Raw genomic sequence first — 16580 nt, 5'->3', positions numbered from 1 at the left:
TGTATCGAAGTGGCGGAGAGAGTGGGATTCGAACCCACGGAAGGTTTGACCCTTCGCCGGTTTTCAAGACCGGTGCCTTAAACCGCTCGGCCATCTCTCCGTATGTGGCACGGGGCCTTGCGCCCTGTGCCCGTGGCGCCGCGCCGATGCGTGGCGGAGGCGCATTCTCGCACGCCGTGCCGGCGAATTCAGCCCGCTTCCACCGCCATCGCGCTGGCGCGCGACACCTTGATCTGTTCCTTGGCGCGCTGGCAGGCGCCGTCGCAGTCCAGGCGCGAGGCCTCCAGCTGCTGCGGCAGGTGCTCGGCCAGGAAGTCGATGAACACCCGCACCGCCGGCAGCAGGCCGCGGCGCGAGGCGAACACGGCATGGCAGATGCCCTGCGGCAGCGACCATTCCGGAAGCACCACCTCCAGCTCGCCGTTGCGCACGGCCTCGGCGCAGACCGTCTCCGGCAGCATGGTGATGCCGAAGCCGTCCTTGACCATCGACTGCAGCAGCGGGAAGTCGAAGCCGGCCACGCGCGGCTGCAGGTCCACGCGGCGCACTTCGCCGTCCGGCCCGTGCAGTTCCCAGCGCTGGCGCGCCTCGTCCTCGCTGATGCTCAGGGTGACGTGTGCGGCCAGTTCGTCCGGGTCCTTGGGGCGGCCGGCGCGGTTGAGGTACTTGGGGCTGGCCACCAGCAGTTCCTGCACCTGGCCGAAGCTGCGCATCACCAGGCTGCCGTCGTCGTCCAGGCGCGAGCGCACGCGCAGGGCGACGTCGAAGCCTTCGTTGATCAGGTCCACGCGGCGGTTGCTGATGGTCAGCTGCAGGCGCACCTTGGGATACAGGTCCAGGAACTTCGGCAGCAGCTTGGGCAGTTGCATCTGCGCCAGCGAGACCGGGACGCTGGCGCGCACGACGCCCCGCGGTTCGGCACTGAGCCGGTCGACCACTTCCCTCGCCGCCTGCGCCTCGGCCAGCATCGTCTGCGCGTGGCGGTGCACGCTCATGCCGACGTCGGTGACCGCGAAGCGGCGCGTGGAGCGCTGCAGCAGGCGCACGCCCAGCTCGGTCTCCAGCTGGCTGATGCGCCGGCTCAGGCGCGACTTGGGGATGCCCAGCGCGCGTTCGGCCGCGGCAAAGCCGCCGTGGTCCACGACCATGGCAAAGTAGTACAGATCATTGAGGTCATGCATGCCGGGTTCCACCATCAGAACGATAAGTGGAATTCAAACACCTTTATCCCAACACAGCAACAATATCCCGGGGCGCCCCACACCGGTGCGGGCACGGCTTCCCTGCCGTACCGATCCGGCGATCGAAACTCAGCCGATGCGCTCGGCGCCGCCCAGGTAGGGGCGCAGTACCTCCGGCACGGTTATCGAGCCGTCGGCATTCTGGTAGTTCTCCATCACCGCGATCATCGCCCGGCCGATCGCCACGCCGGAGCCGTTGAGGGTATGCACCAGCTCGGGCTTGCCGGTTTCCGGGTTGCGCCAGCGCGCCTGCATGCGCCGGGCCTGGAAGTCGCCGCAGTTCGAGCACGAGGAGATCTCGCGGTAGGTGTCCTGCGAGGGCAGCCACACTTCCAGGTCGTAGGTCTTGGTCGCCGAGAAGCCCATGTCGCCGGTGCACAGCAGCACCTTGCGGTACGGCAGCCCCAGCCTGCGCAACACGGTCTCGGCGCAGGTGGTCATGCGCTCGTGCTCGGCGTCGCTGTCCTGCGGACGCACGATGCTGACCAGCTCGACCTTCTCGAACTGGTGCTGGCGGATCATGCCGCGGGTGTCGCGGCCGCTGCTGCCGGCCTCGGCGCGGAAGCACATCGAGTCGGCGGTCATGCGCAACGGCAGGCGTTCGGCGTCGATGATCTCGTCGCGCACGCTGTTGGTCAGCGGCACTTCCGCGGTCGGGATCAGGTAGCGGCGCGAATCGCCCACCGAGGTGCGGAACAGGTCGTCCTCGAACTTGGGCAGCTGGCCGGTGCCGCGCATGGAGTCCACGTTCACCAGCAGCGGCACGTTGGTCTCCTCGTAGCCGTGCTCGCCGGTATGCAGGTCGAGCATGAACTGCGCCAGCGCCCGGTGCAGCCGTGCGACCGGCCCGCGCAGCACGGTGAAGCGGGCACCCGACAGCTTGGCCCCGGCCTCCCCGTCCAGCCAGCCGTTGCGCGCGCCGAGTTCGACGTGGTCCTTGACCGGGAAGTCGAATACGCCCGGCTCGCCCCAGCGCGACACCTCGACGTTGTCGTGCTCGTCCGCGCCGGCCGGCACGTCGTCCTGCGGCAGGTTGGGAATGCCCAGCGCCAGCGCTTCCAGCTCGCCGCGGATGCGCTCCAGTTCCAGTTCCGAGGCCTTCAGCTCGTCGCCGAAGCCGGCGACCTCGGCCATCAACGCCGAAGCGTCCTCGCCCCTGGCCTTGGCCTGGCCGATGGCCTTGGAATGGCTGTTGCGCAGTGTCTGCAGTTCCTGGGTGCGCACCTGGATGCGCTTGCGCTCGCTCTCCAGCAGCTCCACCGCGGCGACATCGAGTTCGTAGCCGCGCGTGGCGCGCAGGCGTTCGGCCAGTTCGGCCGGTTGTTGGCGTAGCAGGACAGGATCGAGCATGGAAACGACACGCAGGTTGAACGAAGGCGGCGATTATCGCCTGTTATGCGATTTCCTGCCCTGCCCACGATGCAGGCTATGCCAGAATCCGTGCGATCAACCAGGTGTCGCCATGTCAGATTCCCGCTCCGCATCCGACCAGACCATCGTCTTCCACCTGCCGCGCAAGGCGCTCAAGATCGCCGGCATCGCCTTCGGCGTGGGCGTGCTGCTGTTCGTGCTGGTATGGCTGGGCGGACGCAAGGACGACTTCTACCGCCCTGCCCCGGCAACGGAACAGAAGCCCCTGGCCGAAGAGGAACCGCTGCCTGCGCCGCTGCCCGCCAGCGCCGGGGCCAGCGACATGCCCGATGCCAGGCCGGACGCGGCCGACGCGGCGCCGCAACTGGTCGAGGAGGTGCCGCCGGCGCCTGTCGACCAGGCCGCTGCGCCCGGAGGCGCGCCCGTCGCGCTGGCCGAACCGGGCCAGGCGCCGCCGCAGGCGCCGAACCTGGCGCCCGGCCCGCAGCCGGTGCCGCTGCCGGGACAGATGCCGTCGCCGCAATACCCCGCCGCCGCCCTGCGCCGCGGCGACCAGGGCACCGTGGTGGTGCGGGTGGAGGTCGATGCGACCGGCTATCCGTCCGCGGTGACGCTGATCGGGCGCAGCGGCTCGCGCGAACTCGATCGCGCGGCGATGGAGACGGTACGGCGCTGGCGCTTCCGTCCGGCCCAGCAGAACGGACAGGCCACCACCGGCAGCATCGATATCCCGTTCGACTTCAAGCCGGGTCCCTGATCGATACGGGGATCAACTGTTGCCGGCGGCGGTCTCAGTCCATCCCCAGCACCGCCGCGTCGCCGGCGAACAGCCGCCGCGAGATCCGCCGCTCGGTACGATCGATGTCGTCCAGGAAGGTCGCGGCGTCGCCCAGGCGCGAGAACGCATCGAAGCCCCGCTCCAGGAAGCCCTGCAGTTCGGATACGCCGGCGGCCCGGGCCGGGGCGCGCGCCAGCTTGAGCAGGATGCGTACGCCCGGCGTGCCCACCGCTTTCGCAAGCCCCGTTCCCACCTGGCCGATCAACCCGATCTGGCGGGCACGCAGGCGCGGCAATCCCGCCTGCCGGTAGGCCTGCGCGTACAGTGCCGCGTCCAGCCGCCGCCGGCGCGGTGCGATCCGGCGCAAGGTCGCGGCCATGCGCAGGTCCAGCGCGTGGGTGAGCGCGGCCAGTTCGATGCCGTCGGCCACCGTCGCCAGCAGCGAGGCCGGCATCAGCTTGCGCATGGTCGGCAGCACCTTCAGCAGGTCGGCGTCGCGCCGGCTGAAATCGCGGTCGCCGTAGACATCGTCGAGGAAGAACATCGCCGCCGGGCGGCGCCGCGGATCCTCCAGGAAATGCTCGAAGCTGCGCTCCAGCCGCAGCGCCTGCCAGCGGCGCACCTCCTGCAGCCAGCGCAGGCGGTTGCGCGGATCGCGCTGCGGATCGTGCAGGGCCTGGTGCCACGCCAGCCGACGGGCCAGCCGGTCCACGGCGGGCTGGCCCGAGGCGGCCGGTGCGGAAGCGGGAGTGCGGCGTGCCATGCGCCGATCATGGTGATGCAGGCCAACTGCCGCAAGCGCAAACTCCCTCACATTCCAGCAAGCCTGACACGTTTATGTTCCACAGTTGCGGCAGCCGCAGCGCCGCTGCAGCTTCCTCCCACGTCGAAAGGAGCACATGCATGGCGACCACCAAGAAAACCACGGGCACCCGCAAGACCGGAACGACGGGCACTGGCCGTCGCCGCAGCACCGCCACCGCCACCGCCACCGCTGCCGACAAGGCCGGGCTGGTCGGCTCCGCGCAGCAGATCTGGCTGGCGGGCCTGGGAGCGCTGGGACGCGCGCAGAAGGAAGGCGGCAAGCTGTTCGACACGCTTGTACGCGAAGGCCAGGGCGTGCAGAAATCGGTCCGCGGCCGCGCGGATGCGCGTGCCGAGGAACTGCGCAGCGAGGTCGAGTCGCGGGTGGACGAAGCGCGCGAACGCACCTCGCAGGCCTGGGGCTGGCTGGAGAACACGTTCGAACAGCAGCTGCAGGGCGCGTTGCGGCGCTTGAACATCCCCTCGCGCCGCGAGCTGGACGCACTTTCGCGCAAGGTCGACCGGATCGATGCGCGCGTTCCCGACAAGCCGGCAAAGACCGCCAGTCGCACGACCGTCAAGAAGGCCGGCAAGAGCACGGCGAAGAAGACGCCGGCCAAGTCCAGCGCACCCGCCAAGAGCGCCCCGGCCCCCGCCGCGGAAACCGGTTCCGCGGCGACGTCCTGACCCCGGGAACCCGATGTTGCAAAGCAGCATTGTTTCTCGCAGAATCGGGACGGACCCACCAGTCCATGTGAAGACCGTCTGCTCCCCTCCCCTTTCGGCTTCGGACTGGTGGGTCTTCTTTTGGGCTCTTCGCAGGTTCCCGGCATTCCGCACTCAGGCGGTGTCGCGGCATTGCCTGGCAAGGGCGGATTCGAAGCGTCCGCCGGCAGCATCCATCTTGCTCGTTGCCCCCGCGTAGGCGGGGACCCGATGCCGTTGCGTGGCCACCGAAAGTCCTGGAACCCGTCCACGATCGTGGCAGATGCCGGTCGGTCGCTGTGGCTCAGGAATGACAAGCAGCTGTAGCAGCGACTTCAGTCGCGAAGGGCCTTCCCGGTGAAGCCCTTCGCGACTGAAGTCGCTCCTACGGGGGATGGTGAGCAGGTTCCTGGTGCGCTCGATTCCCGCCAACACGGCACGATCCGTTCAATTTCCCGGGCATGAGCCCCGCCGCTACGGCTGCATCCGCGGCGCATCCGCGATACCGGCCCGCTAGCGCGAACCCGGCGCGAAACGGGCGATGAGGTCGTAGGAATCGCCCAGGAACACCTGCCGCACGCTGGTCACCGCCTGCTCGCCGCGCCAGGTCTGGCGATCGATCACCAGGCAGGCGGTACCGACCGCCACCTGCAACAGCCCCGCCTGCAATTCATCGGCGCCGATCGCGCTGATCCGGTGCAGGGCGCGCGTCCACGGCACGTGCTGCAGCAGCCAGCTGCCGGGCGCGACCTGGCTGAAATCCATCTCCACCGCCTCCGGCACCGCTTCGGGATTGATGACGCGGTCTTCCAGCGCGAACGGCCGGCCATCGGCCAGGTGCAGGCTGTGCATCGCCAGCAAGGTGCCGGCGGCGGCGATCTCCAGTTCGTTCGGCTGCCGCCGCGGCTTGCGGCGGCGCTTGGACAACAGCTGGAAGCTGTAGACGTGCCCGCGCGCGGCCACTTCCAGCGGGATGTCCGGGATCTCCAGCGCCACCTGCTCGATGTGCGGATGCGGGCGCGCGACGAACGAGCCGGCACGGCGGCGGCGCTCGATCATGCCGGCGTCGGCCAGCATCGTCAGCACCTTGTTGACCGTCATCCGCGAGCAGTCGTACTGGGTCATCAGCTCGTGCTCGAACGGGATGCGATGGCCGGGCGGCCACTCGCCGCTGCGGATCCTGCCCTCGATGTCGCTGCGGATGCGGTGGTTGAGCGTGGTGGCCGGCTTGGCGTTCAAGCTGTCTTCCCGATCGTGTCCATGCGGTGGGTGGTCCAGGTCCTGCTTCATGCCTGCAGCACCCGTGCCAGCGCCCGCCGGAAGTCGCCGGCGATGCGCTCGCGTTGCAGGTGGCGGCCCTGGCGCACCAGTTCGCGGCCGTTGCGCCACACCGAGCGTACCGCGCCATTGCGCGCGGCGAACACCCAGCTGTCGAGCAGGCTGTCGCCCTGGCGGCAGGCCAGCGCGGGATGCGCGGCGTCCAGTTCCACCAGGTCCGCCGGCGCGCCCACCTGCAACCCCGTGTCCACGCCCAGCGCCTGCGCAGCACCCTGCAGCGCGCCCTGGTACAGGGTGCGGCCGCTGGAAACGCCGGCCTCGGTCGCCAGCACGTTGCGGCCGCGCAGGGTCAGGCGCTGGCCATACTCGAGCAGGCGCAGTTCCTCGGCGGCGTCGATCAGCACGTTGGAATCGGAACCGACACCGAAGCGCCCGCCCGCGCGGACGAACTCCTGCATCGGGAACAGGCCGTCGCCCAGGTTGGCCTCGGTGATCGGGCACAGCCCGGCCACCGCGCCGCTGGCGACGATGGCGGCCAGTTCCTGAGGCTCGACGTGGGTGGCATGCACCAGGCACCAGCGTTCGTCCACCGCTGCATGCGCGTACAGCCACTGCACCGGGCGCTGGCCGGACCAGGCCAGGCAGGCCTGGACCTCCTTCACCTGCTCGGCGATGTGGATGTGCACCGGGCCTTCGACCAGCGCCGGCAGCGCCGCCAGTTGGTCCGGTGCCACCGCGCGCAGGCTGTGCGGGGCCACGCCGAGCACGGCATCGGGCAGCTGGCGCAAGGCGCCGCGGCATCGCTGCAGCAAGGCGGCAAAACCGTCGATGTCGTGGACCAGGCGCTTCTGCGCCGGATTGGGCGGCTGCGCGCCGAAGTCCGAATGCGCGTAGAACACCGGCAGCAGGGTCAGGCCGATGCCGCTGGCCTGCGCCGCCTGCGCCACCCGTGCCGACATCTCCGCGGCATCGGCATACGGGCGCCCATCCGGGGCGTGGTGCAGGTAGTGGAACTCGCCGACGCGGGTGAAGCCGGACTCCAGCATCTCGACATAGGCCATCTGCGCGATGGCCTGGAAGCTGTCCGGATCGAGCCGGTCGAGGAAGCGGTACATCTGCTCGCGCCAGCTCCAGAAGCTGTCGCCGGAAGCGCCACCGACCTCGGTCAGGCCGGCCATGCCGCGCTGGAAGGCATGGCTGTGCAGGTTGCCCAGCCCCGGCAGCACGATCGACAGCCGGGTGTCGTCCGCCTCCGCAGGCATGTCGCACTGCAGCGAGACGATGCGTCCATCCTGTACGCCCAGGCGCACGTCGCGCGCCCAGCCCTGCGGCAGCAAGGCCTGCTCCAGCCAGAAATGCGTATGCACCATGTCTTCGCTCCGCGCCACTGGACACTCCCGCTTTTTCGACATTATTGTATAGACAAATAAATTCCGACGGGCGCTCGCGACATGCATTGCGACACACTCTGGCACAACGCCCACATGATGACGCTCGACGCCGGCGACGGCGGCCTGGGCATCGTCCGCGACGGCGCCATCGCCTGCCACGACGGTCGCATCGCCTACGCCGGACCACTGTCCGCGGTTCCCTCCGGCCTGGTCGCTGAACGCCAGGTCGACTGCGGCGGCCGCTGGATCGGTCCCGGGCTGGTCGATTGCCACACCCACCTGGTCTACGCCGGCAACCGCGCCAACGAGTTCGAGCAGCGGCTGGACGGCGCCAGCTACGCCGACATCGCCCGTGCCGGCGGCGGCATCGTCGCCACGGTGCGCGCCACCCGAGCGGCGTCCGAGGACGAGCTGGTCGCCCAGTCCCTGCCCCGCCTCGATGCGATGCTGGCCGAGGGCGTGACCACGGTCGAGATCAAGTCCGGCTACGGCCTGAGCCTGGAGGACGAGCTCAAGCAGTTGCGCGTGGCGCGGCGGCTGGGCGAACTGCGCCCGGTATCGATGGCGCCGACCTTCCTCGGCGCGCACGCGGTGCCGGATGGGTGGCGGGCGCAGGACTACATCGACGAGGTCTGCGAACGGATGATCCCGGCGGTCGCGGCGGAGGCGCTGGCCGAGGCGGTGGACGTGTTCTGCGAGGACATCGCCTTCTCGCCGGCGCAGGCGGCGCAGGTGTTCGAGGCGGCGCAACGGCACGGGCTGGCGCTGAAGATCCATGCCGAGCAGCTGACAAACCAGCACGGCGCGGCGCTGGCGGCCGGCTTCGGCGCATTGTCGGCCGACCACATCGAGCACCTGGACGCGGCCGGCATCGCCGCGATGGCCGCCGCCGGCACCGTCGCCGTGCTGCTGCCGGGCGCGTTCTACTTCACCCGCGACACCCAGCTGCCGCCGGTGCAGAAGCTGCGCGACGCCGGCGTGGCGCTGGCGCTGGCCACCGACTGCAACCCGGGCACCTCGCCGCTGACCAGCCCGCTGCTGGCGATGAACATGGGCGCCACCCTGTTCCGCCTGACCGTGGCCGAGTGCATCGCCGGCTTCACCCGCGAGGGCGCGCGTGCGCTGGGCCGCTTCGATCGCGTCGGCCGCCTGCATGCGGGCCTGGACTGCGACCTGGCGGTCTGGGACATCGACGCGCCCGCCGATCTCGTCTACCGCATGGGCTTCAACCCCCTGCACGCGCGTGTCCACCAGGGTCGCCATGTGCAGCGCACGGCCCTGTCGTAGAGCCGAGCTAGCTCGGCTGGAGCGTTCCCGGTGCAGCCCCGGCCGAGCCCCCCAAAAGGGGATGCAAGCACAAGCTCGGCTCCACGCAACAACACCATCATTCCCGGAGTAACCGCATGAGTTCGTCCCTCGTCCTGCGCCCCGGCGCCGTCACCCTGGCGCAGTGGCGCGCCATCCATGCCGGCGCCGGCGTCCGCCTCGACCCGACCGCCGCCGCCGGGATCGCGCGCAGTGCCGAGACCGTGGAGGCGATCGTCGCCCGCGGCGAGCCGGTCTACGGCATCAACACCGGCTTCGGCAAGCTGGCCAGCGTGCGCATCGAACCCGACGACCTGGCCACCCTGCAGCGCAATATCGTGCTCTCGCACGCCGCCGGCGTCGGCGAGCCGATGCCGGTCGCGGTGGCACGGCTGATGCTGGCGCTGAAGCTGGCCAGCCTGGCCCAGGGCGCTTCCGGGGTACGGCCGGCCACGATCGAGCTGCTGGAAGCCATGCTCCAGCGCGACGTGGTGCCGGTGGTGCCGGCGCAGGGCTCGGTCGGCGCTTCCGGCGACCTGGCGCCGCTGGCGCACATGGCCGCGGCGATGATCGGCGTCGGCGAGGCGTTCCTGCACGGGCAGCGCCTGCCGGCGGCCGAGGCATTGGCGCGCGCCGGGCTGGAGCCGCTCGAACTCGGCGCCAAGGAAGGGCTGGCGCTGCTCAACGGCACCCAGTTCTCCACCGCGAATGCATTGGCCGGACTGTTCGCCATCGAGGACGTGTTCGCCGCCGCGCTGGTGGCCGGCGCGCTGTCCACCGAAGCGGCCAAGGGTTCGGACACGCCGTTCGACGCGCGCATCCACGCCTTGCGCGGGCAGCCGGGACAGATCGTCGTGGCGGAGGCGCTGCGCACGCTGATGGCCGGCTCGGCGATCCGCGAATCGCACCGCGAGGGCGACGTGCGCGTGCAGGACCCGTACTGCCTGCGCTGCCAGCCGCAGGTGATGGGCGCGGCGCTGGACGTGATCCGTGCCGCCGCGCGCACGCTGGCCACCGAGGCCAACGGCGTGTCCGACAACCCGCTGGTGTTCAGCGATACCGGCGAGGCGCTGTCCGGCGGCAACTTCCATGCCGAGCCTGTGGCCTTCGCCGCCGACATGCTGGCCATGGCGGTGTGCGAGGTCGGCTCGATCAGCGAGCGCCGCATCGCCATGCTGGTGGACCCGGCGCTGTCGGGCCTGCCGGCGTTCCTGACGCCGATGCCGGGCCTCAATTCCGGCTTCATGATCCCGCAGGTCACCGCCGCGGCGCTGGTGTCGGAGAACAAGCAGCGCGCCTACCCGGCCAGCGTCGATTCCATCCCCACCTCGGCCAACCAGGAGGACCACGTGTCGATGGCCGCGCACGGCGCGCGGCGGCTGCTGGCGATGGCGGAGAACGCCGCCAACGTGGTCGGCATCGAACTGCTGGCGGCCGGGCAAGGCTGCGATTTCCATGCCCCGCTGAAGTCCAGCGCGGCACTGGAGGCGGCACGTGCGCTGCTGCGGGAGAAGGTGCCGGCGCTGCAGGACGACCGCTACTTCCATCCGGACCTGTTGGCGGCGGCGCAGCTGGTGCGCTCGCGGGCGTTGGCGGACGCGGTGGCCATCCCGCTGCCTGGTGTGGAGTTGGAGGCATGAACCACTTGCGGTGCGACATGGTGAAGAGCTGCCCTCATCCGGCGCTGCGCGCCACCTTCCACCCCGAGGGTGCCCAGTCCCATAGGCGGGAGAAGGGAACTGCAAGGCGTCCAGTGCATCTCCGATTCTTCCCGGCCAGCGGCATTTATCCCTTCTCCCGCTTGCGGGAGAAGGTGCCCGAAGGGCGGATGAGGGCAGCTCCGCACCATCCGCATCGCCACGCCGACCACGCGCCCGCAGACACCGGAGCACATCGACAATGACCACCACTCCCGACTGGCTGGAAATCCACCGCGGCGAAGCGCCGCTGATCGTCAGCTTCCCGCATACCGGCACCGACCTGCCCGACGACCTCGGCGAGCGCTTCGCCTCGCAGTGGCTGGCGCGCCGCGACGCCGACTGGTGGGTGCACCTGCTCTACGACTTCGCCCAGCAGCTGGGCGCCACCACGCTCCGCACCGCGATCTCGCGCTCGGTGATCGACGTCAACCGCGATCCCAGCGGGGTCTCGCTTTATCCGGGGCAGAACACCACCGGGCTGTGCCCGCTGACCACCTTCGACAACGAGCCGCTGTACCGCGCCGGCGGCGAGCCCGACGCGGCCGAGATCGAGCGCCGCCGCGCCACCTGGTTCGATCCCTACCACGCCGCGCTTGATGCCGAGATCGCCCGCCTGCGCGAGCGGCACCCGGCCATCGTGGTGTACGACGCGCACTCCATCCGCTCGCACATCCCGCACCTGTTCGACGGCGAGCTGCCGCAGTTCAACCTCGGCACCGACTCGGACCGCAGCTGCGCCGATGCGCTGACCGACGCGGTCGAGCGCATCTGCATCGCCAGCGGCCACGCCACCGTGCGCAACGGCCGCTTCAAGGGCGGCTGGATCACCCGCCACCATGCCGATCCGGCCCACGGCGTGCACTCGATCCAGATGGAGCTGGCCTGCCGCGGCTACATGGACGAGCCGCGACATGTGGACGAGGGCAACTGGCCCTCGCCCTGGCGGCCCGAGCGCGCCGCCGCGCTGCGCGCCACGCTGCAGCAGGTGCTCGGCGCCTGCCTCGACTTCGCCCGCGACGCGGCGGCCGTGCCCTCGCCGCCCCGCTGAACCGCATGTCCCGCGCCGGCGGCCGCACCTCGCGTTCCGCCGGATGCCATCCTTCGCAATGCCCCGCACCGCGCGTGCGGACTCTCTGAAGAGGAACCCCGCATGACCCGCCTGGACCCGAACCGCGTCATCCACGCCCCCACCGGCACCACGCTCAACGCCAGGAGCTGGCTGACCGAGGCGCCGCTGCGCATGCTGATGAACAACCTCGACCCGGACGTGGCCGAGCGCCCGCAGGAACTGGTGGTGTACGGCGGCATCGGCCGCGCCGCGCGCGACTGGGAGTCCTTCGACACCATCGTGGAGACGCTCAAGCGGCTGGAGGACGACCAGACCCTGCTGGTGCAGTCCGGCAAGCCGGTCGGCGTGTTCCGCACCCATGCCGACGCGCCGCGGGTGCTGATCGCCAACTCCAACCTGGTGCCGCGCTGGGCCAGCTGGGACCACTTCAACGAGCTCGATCGCAAGGGCCTGGCGATGTACGGGCAGATGACCGCCGGCAGCTGGATCTACATCGGCGCGCAGGGCATCGTCCAGGGCACCTACGAGACCTTCGTGGAGATGGGCCGCCAGCACTTCGGCGGCGACCTTTCCGGCAAGTGGGTATTCACCGCCGGGCTGGGCGGCATGGGCGGCGCGCAGCCGCTGGCCGCGGTGATGGCCGGGCTGTCGTGCCTGGCGGTGGAATGCCGCAAGTCGTCCATCGACATGCGCCTGCGCACCGGCTACCTGGACACCTGGACCGATTCGCTGGACGAGGCGCTGCGCCTGATCGACGAGTCCTGCAAGGCGGGCACGCCGCGCTCGGTGGGCCTGCTCGGCAATGTCGCGCAGATCCTGCCGGAGCTGCTGCGCCGCGGCGTCAAGCCGGACCTGCTCACCGACCAGACCTCCGCCCACGACCCGGTCAACGGCTACCTGCCGATCGGCTGGAGCGTGGAGCAGTGGGAAGAAAAGCGCGCCAGCGAGCCCGAGGCGGTCGAGCGTGCCGCCCGCGCCTCGATGGCCGTGCACGTCAAGGCCATGCTCGGCTTCCACGCGCTCGGCGTGCCGACCGTGGACTACGGCAACAACCTGCGGCAGATGGCGCTGGAGGAAGGCGTGGACAACGCCTTCGACTTCCCCGGCTTCGTGCCGGCCTACATCCGCCCGCTGTTCTGCCGCGGCGTCGGCCCGTTCCGCTGGGCGGCGCTGTCCGGCGACCCGGAGGACATCTACAGGACCGATGCCAAGGTCAAGGAACTGATCCCCGACAACCCGCACCTGCACCGCTGGCTGGACATGGCGCGCGAGCGGATCAAGTTCCAGGGGCTGCCGGCGCGCATCTGCTGGGTCGGCCTGGGCGATCGCGACCGCCTCGGCCTGGCCTTCAACGAGATGGTGCGCAACGGCGAGCTGAAGGCGCCGGTGGTGATCGGCCGCGACCACCTGGACTCGGGCAGCGTGGCCTCGCCCAACCGCGAGACCGAGTCCATGCGCGACGGCTCGGACGCGGTGTCGGACTGGCCGCTGCTCAACGCCCTGCTCAATACCGCCTCCGGCGCCACCTGGGTGTCGCTGCACCATGGCGGCGGCGTCGGCATGGGCTTCTCCCAGCATTCGGGCATGGTCATCGTCTGCGACGGCAGCCAGACCGCCGACAAGCGCATCGGCCGCGTGCTGTGGAACGACCCGGCCACCGGGGTGATGCGCCATGCCGATGCCGGCTACCCCATCGCCATCGAGTGCGCGAAGGAGAAGGGCCTGGACCTGCCGGGGATCCTGGGATGAACGACGGGCGCCGGCGAGCCGGCGCCTTCGCCGGGCCAGGATTGCTTACGCCTGAACGGTCGCAGCTATATCGCTTGGTGCGAAGGCCTCCGCCCCGCCAGTCCCACTATCGGCGCGCCGCCCAGGAGCGTGAACGCAGAAGTGTTCGAGGCGAACACGCTTCGCCACAGCAACGCTGGTAAAACGCTTTACCGCAGCGTAGCTGGTAAAGCGTTCCACCACGGCCAAGCCGGTCGAAGCACGCCGTGCGAGGCCGGTTCCTGTGACGATTCGCAGGCTTGGGCTGCACTACACACCAAGAATCGGCGCAGAAGCGGACCGCACCAGCAGGCTTCGCAGCCCGGGCGGCTTTTGCCGCCCACGCTCAAGGAGCACAATGCGGACGACGGGCCACGCCCGCATCGCATCATGGGAGTTCCTGCATGGAATACGTGAAATTCGGATCGACCGGCCTGGATGTCTCGCGGCTGGTGCTGGGCTGCATGAGCTTCGGCGACTCAGGCCGCGGCACGCACGCCTGGACCCTGGCCGAGGAGCCCAGCCGCGCCCTGATCCGCCAGGCGCTGGAGGCCGGCATCAACTTCCTCGACACCGCCAACATGTACTCGAACGGTTCCTCGGAGGAGATCGTCGGCCGCGCCATCCGCGACTTCGCCCGGCGCGAGGACATCGTGCTGGCGACCAAGGTGTTCCACCGCATGCGTCCCGGCCCCAACGGCGCCGGGCTCTCGCGCAAGGCGATCCTCGCCGAGATCGACAACAGCCTGCGCCGGCTCGGCACCGACTACGTGGACCTGTACCAGATCCACCGCTGGGACCCGCATACCCCGATCGAGGAAACCCTGGAGGCGCTGCACGATGTGGTCAAGGCCGGCAAGGCCCGCTACATCGGCGCCTCGTCGATGGCCGCGTGGCAGTTCTCCAAGGCGCTGTATACCTCGCGGCTGCACGGCTGGACCCGCTTCGCCAGCATGCAGGACCACCTCAACCTGCTCTATCGCGAGGAGGAGCGCGAGATGCTGCCGCTGTGCGCCGACCAGGGCATCGCGGTGATCCCGTGGAGCCCGCTGGCGCGCGGCCGGCTGGCACGGGCCTGGGACGAGCATACCGAGCGCTCGCAGAGCGACGCCTTCGGCAAGACCCTGTACGTCGAGTCCGACGCGCAGATCGTCGAGCAGGTCGGCAAGGTCGCCGAGGCACGCGGCATCCCGCGCGCGCAGGTGGCGCTGGCGTGGCTGCTGCACAAGCCCGGCATCACCGGCCCGATCATCGGCGCGACCCGGCCGCAGCACCTGAGCGACGCCGTCGCCGCGCTGTCGGTGAAGCTGGAGCCGGAAGAGATCCAGGCGCTGGAAGCCCCCTACGTGCCGCACCGGATCTCCGGGCACGCTGGCTGAGCGGTGCCGTCCACGGCCGCGCGAACGAGAGCAGAGCGCCCTGTAGGAGCGACGTAGGAGCGACTTCAGTCGCGATGAGGCTTTATCGGTAGAGCTTCATCGCGACTGAAGTCGCTCCTACGGAAGATCGGGACAGCTCCGAACGGCTCCGGCCACTCCCATTCCCGCCCGGTCCGCCGGACGCGGCCGTCACGAGGTCCCGCGCAGCTCCCGCTTGAGCAGCTTGCCGCTCTGGTTGCGCGGCAGCGACTGCACGAAGCGCACCGTCTTGGGTACCTTGAACGGCGCCAGCAATCCCTTGACGTGGGCGACGATGTCCTCGGTGGATACCGGCGCGGCGTCCTCGCGCAGCACCACCACCGCGGTCACCGCCTCGATCCAGCGCGGGTCCGGGGTGCCGATCACCGCCACCTCGGCCACGGCCGGATGGGTATAGATGGCATCCTCCACCTCGCGCGAGGCGACCAGCACGCCGCCGGTATTGATGACGTCCTTGATCCGGTCCACCACCGTGATGTAGCCCTGCGCATCGCGGACCACCAGGTCGCCGGAGTGGAACCAGCCGTCGCGGAAGGCCTCGGCGGTGGCGTCCGCATCGTTCCAGTAGCCGCGGCACAGCTGCGGCGAGCGGTAGAGGATTTCCCCGGGCTGGTCGTCGGCGGCATCGCGCCCGTGCTCGTCCACCACCCTCGCCTGCACGAACAGCACCGGCCGTCCGCAGGATGCCGGCCGCTCGGCATGCTCGTCCGGCTCAAGCACGGTCGCCAGCGGACCGATCTCGGACTGGCCGAAGCAGTTGTAGAAGCCCGCGTTGGGCAGGCGCGCGCGCAGCCGTTCGAGCACGGTCACCGGCATGATCGAGGCGCCGTACTGCGCCTTGCGCAGGGACGACAGGTCGCGCCGCTCCAGGTCCGGATGGCTGGCCATCGGCACCCACACGGTCGGCGCCAGGAACAGCGAGCCGATCCGTTCCGATTCGATGTGCTCGAGGATCTTCGGGATGTCGGGCGACGCCAGCAGCCGCACGTTCGCGCCCACCGCCAGGTACGGCAGCAGGAACACGTGCATGGCCGCGGAGTGGTAGAGCGGCATGCAGATCAGCGGCGCGTCGTCCCGGTGCAGGCCCAGGGCGACGATCGCCGAGACGTATTCGTGCACCAGCGCGCCGTGGGTCATCATCGCGCCCTTGGGCCGCGACGTGGTGCCGGAGGTGTACAGCAGCTGCGCCAGGTCGTCGCCACCGACGGCCCCGTCCAGCGATGGCGGCACGCCGTCGCGCGCACGTTCGAGCAATGCATCGGGACCGTCGCGCAACGCGACCACATGTTCGAGCGAAGCCGCCCCGGCAACCGGCGCGAACGCCTGCGCCAGTGCCGGATCGACCAGCGCCGCGCGCGCGCCGGACTGCTCGACCAGGTACGACAGTTCCTGGCCGCGCAGCGCATAGTTGATCGGCACGTGCACCAGGCCCGCGCGGGCGCAGGCGAGGAAGCCGAGTGCGTAGGCATCGGAGTTGGCACCGAAGGCGGCGACCCGGTCGCCATGCGCCAGCCCGAGCCCGAGCAGATGGGCGGCGGCCCGGCTCACCGCATCGTCGAGCTCGCGATAGCTCCAGGCACGCTCCTCGAAGCGCAGCGCGATGCGCCCGGGAAAGCGCGCCGCACTGCGGCTCAGGATGCCGTCTACGGTAGTGCTGCGGGGATCGGTCGCCATGGCCCGAGCCTAGCGGCGCCACCGTCTGGCGGTCGAGCCGCAATGCAGCATGCACCGCGAAGCCCCTGCAACAAGTCAG

The 16580-nt window shown here is 70.1% G+C and carries 13 protein-coding genes and 1 tRNA gene; 7 read left to right on the top strand and 7 right to left on the bottom strand.

Going from position 1 to position 16580, the window contains the following annotated elements:
• Window positions 1-10 precede the first annotated feature (10 nt).
• The 3 genes from LRX76_RS00345 to serS all read right to left on the bottom strand — a co-directional run bounded on the left by LRX76_RS00345 (window position 11) and on the right by serS (window position 2591).
• Window positions 11-100, bottom strand: a tRNA-Ser gene (locus LRX76_RS00345).
• 88 nt (window positions 101-188) lie between these two features.
• The gene (locus LRX76_RS00340; protein ID WP_231800501.1) at window positions 189-1181 is read right to left on the bottom strand and encodes a LysR family transcriptional regulator; all 993 of its coding nucleotides are present in this window, start codon (window positions 1179-1181) and stop codon (window positions 189-191) included.
• A 129-nt stretch (window positions 1182-1310) separates the two neighbouring features.
• Complete coding sequence (gene serS, locus LRX76_RS00335) at window positions 1311-2591, bottom strand: serine--tRNA ligase (protein WP_231800500.1); 1281 nt, start codon at window positions 2589-2591, stop codon at window positions 1311-1313.
• A gap of 112 nt (window positions 2592-2703) precedes the next feature.
• Between serS and LRX76_RS00330 the strand changes: the two genes are divergently transcribed.
• Window positions 2704-3369, top strand: coding sequence for an energy transducer TonB (locus LRX76_RS00330; RefSeq protein ID WP_231800499.1), 666 nt, complete (start codon window positions 2704-2706; stop codon window positions 3367-3369).
• Between the two features lie 34 nt (window positions 3370-3403).
• On the opposite strand, the gene LRX76_RS00325 is transcribed toward LRX76_RS00330, so the two are convergent.
• Entirely contained in the window at window positions 3404-4153 is a 750-nt protein-coding gene (locus LRX76_RS00325; protein ID WP_231800498.1) for a hypothetical protein, read from the bottom strand.
• A gap of 140 nt (window positions 4154-4293) precedes the next feature.
• On the opposite strand from LRX76_RS00325, the gene LRX76_RS00320 reads away from it, so the two are divergent.
• Window positions 4294-4881, top strand: coding sequence for a phasin family protein (locus LRX76_RS00320; RefSeq protein WP_231800497.1), 588 nt, complete (start codon window positions 4294-4296; stop codon window positions 4879-4881).
• A 531-nt stretch (window positions 4882-5412) separates the two neighbouring features.
• On the opposite strand, the gene hutC is transcribed toward LRX76_RS00320, so the two are convergent.
• Complete coding sequence (gene hutC / locus LRX76_RS00315) at window positions 5413-6138, bottom strand: histidine utilization repressor (protein ID WP_231800496.1); 726 nt, start codon at window positions 6136-6138, stop codon at window positions 5413-5415.
• Window positions 6139-6185: 47 nt separating this feature from the next.
• Window positions 6186-7547: a formimidoylglutamate deiminase gene (locus LRX76_RS00310; RefSeq protein WP_231800495.1), complete on the bottom strand. Its 1362-nt coding sequence runs from the start codon at window positions 7545-7547 to the stop codon at window positions 6186-6188.
• Between the two features lie 81 nt (window positions 7548-7628).
• On the opposite strand from LRX76_RS00310, the gene hutI reads away from it, so the two are divergent.
• The 5 genes from hutI to LRX76_RS00285 all read left to right on the top strand — a co-directional run bounded on the left by hutI (window position 7629) and on the right by LRX76_RS00285 (window position 14788).
• Window positions 7629-8855: an imidazolonepropionase gene (hutI, locus tag LRX76_RS00305; RefSeq protein ID WP_231800493.1), complete on the top strand. Its 1227-nt coding sequence runs from the start codon at window positions 7629-7631 to the stop codon at window positions 8853-8855.
• Between the two features lie 116 nt (window positions 8856-8971).
• The gene (gene hutH, locus LRX76_RS00300) at window positions 8972-10513 is read left to right on the top strand and encodes a histidine ammonia-lyase (RefSeq protein ID WP_231800492.1); all 1542 of its coding nucleotides are present in this window, start codon (window positions 8972-8974) and stop codon (window positions 10511-10513) included.
• A gap of 259 nt (window positions 10514-10772) precedes the next feature.
• The gene (gene hutG / locus LRX76_RS00295) at window positions 10773-11621 is read left to right on the top strand and encodes an N-formylglutamate deformylase (RefSeq protein ID WP_231800491.1); all 849 of its coding nucleotides are present in this window, start codon (window positions 10773-10775) and stop codon (window positions 11619-11621) included.
• A 102-nt stretch (window positions 11622-11723) separates the two neighbouring features.
• On the top strand, window positions 11724-13391 hold the full coding sequence (hutU, locus tag LRX76_RS00290; RefSeq protein WP_231800490.1) for a urocanate hydratase: 1668 nt from the start codon (window positions 11724-11726) through the stop codon (window positions 13389-13391).
• Window positions 13392-13813: 422 nt separating this feature from the next.
• The gene (locus tag LRX76_RS00285) at window positions 13814-14788 is read left to right on the top strand and encodes an aldo/keto reductase (protein WP_231800489.1); all 975 of its coding nucleotides are present in this window, start codon (window positions 13814-13816) and stop codon (window positions 14786-14788) included.
• Window positions 14789-14977: 189 nt separating this feature from the next.
• Here LRX76_RS00285 and LRX76_RS00280 read toward each other — a convergent pair whose 3' ends face one another.
• Complete coding sequence (locus LRX76_RS00280) at window positions 14978-16501, bottom strand: fatty acyl-CoA synthetase (RefSeq protein WP_231800487.1); 1524 nt, start codon at window positions 16499-16501, stop codon at window positions 14978-14980.
• Window positions 16502-16580: the final 79 nt, after the last annotated feature.

Source organism: Stenotrophomonas sp. MMGLT7 (assembly GCF_021168555.1).
Taxonomy (GTDB): Bacteria; Pseudomonadota; Gammaproteobacteria; order Xanthomonadales; family Xanthomonadaceae; genus MMGLT7.
The sequence above is the reverse complement of the archived record's forward strand: the minus strand, read 5'-3'. Positions and strand labels throughout refer to the sequence as shown.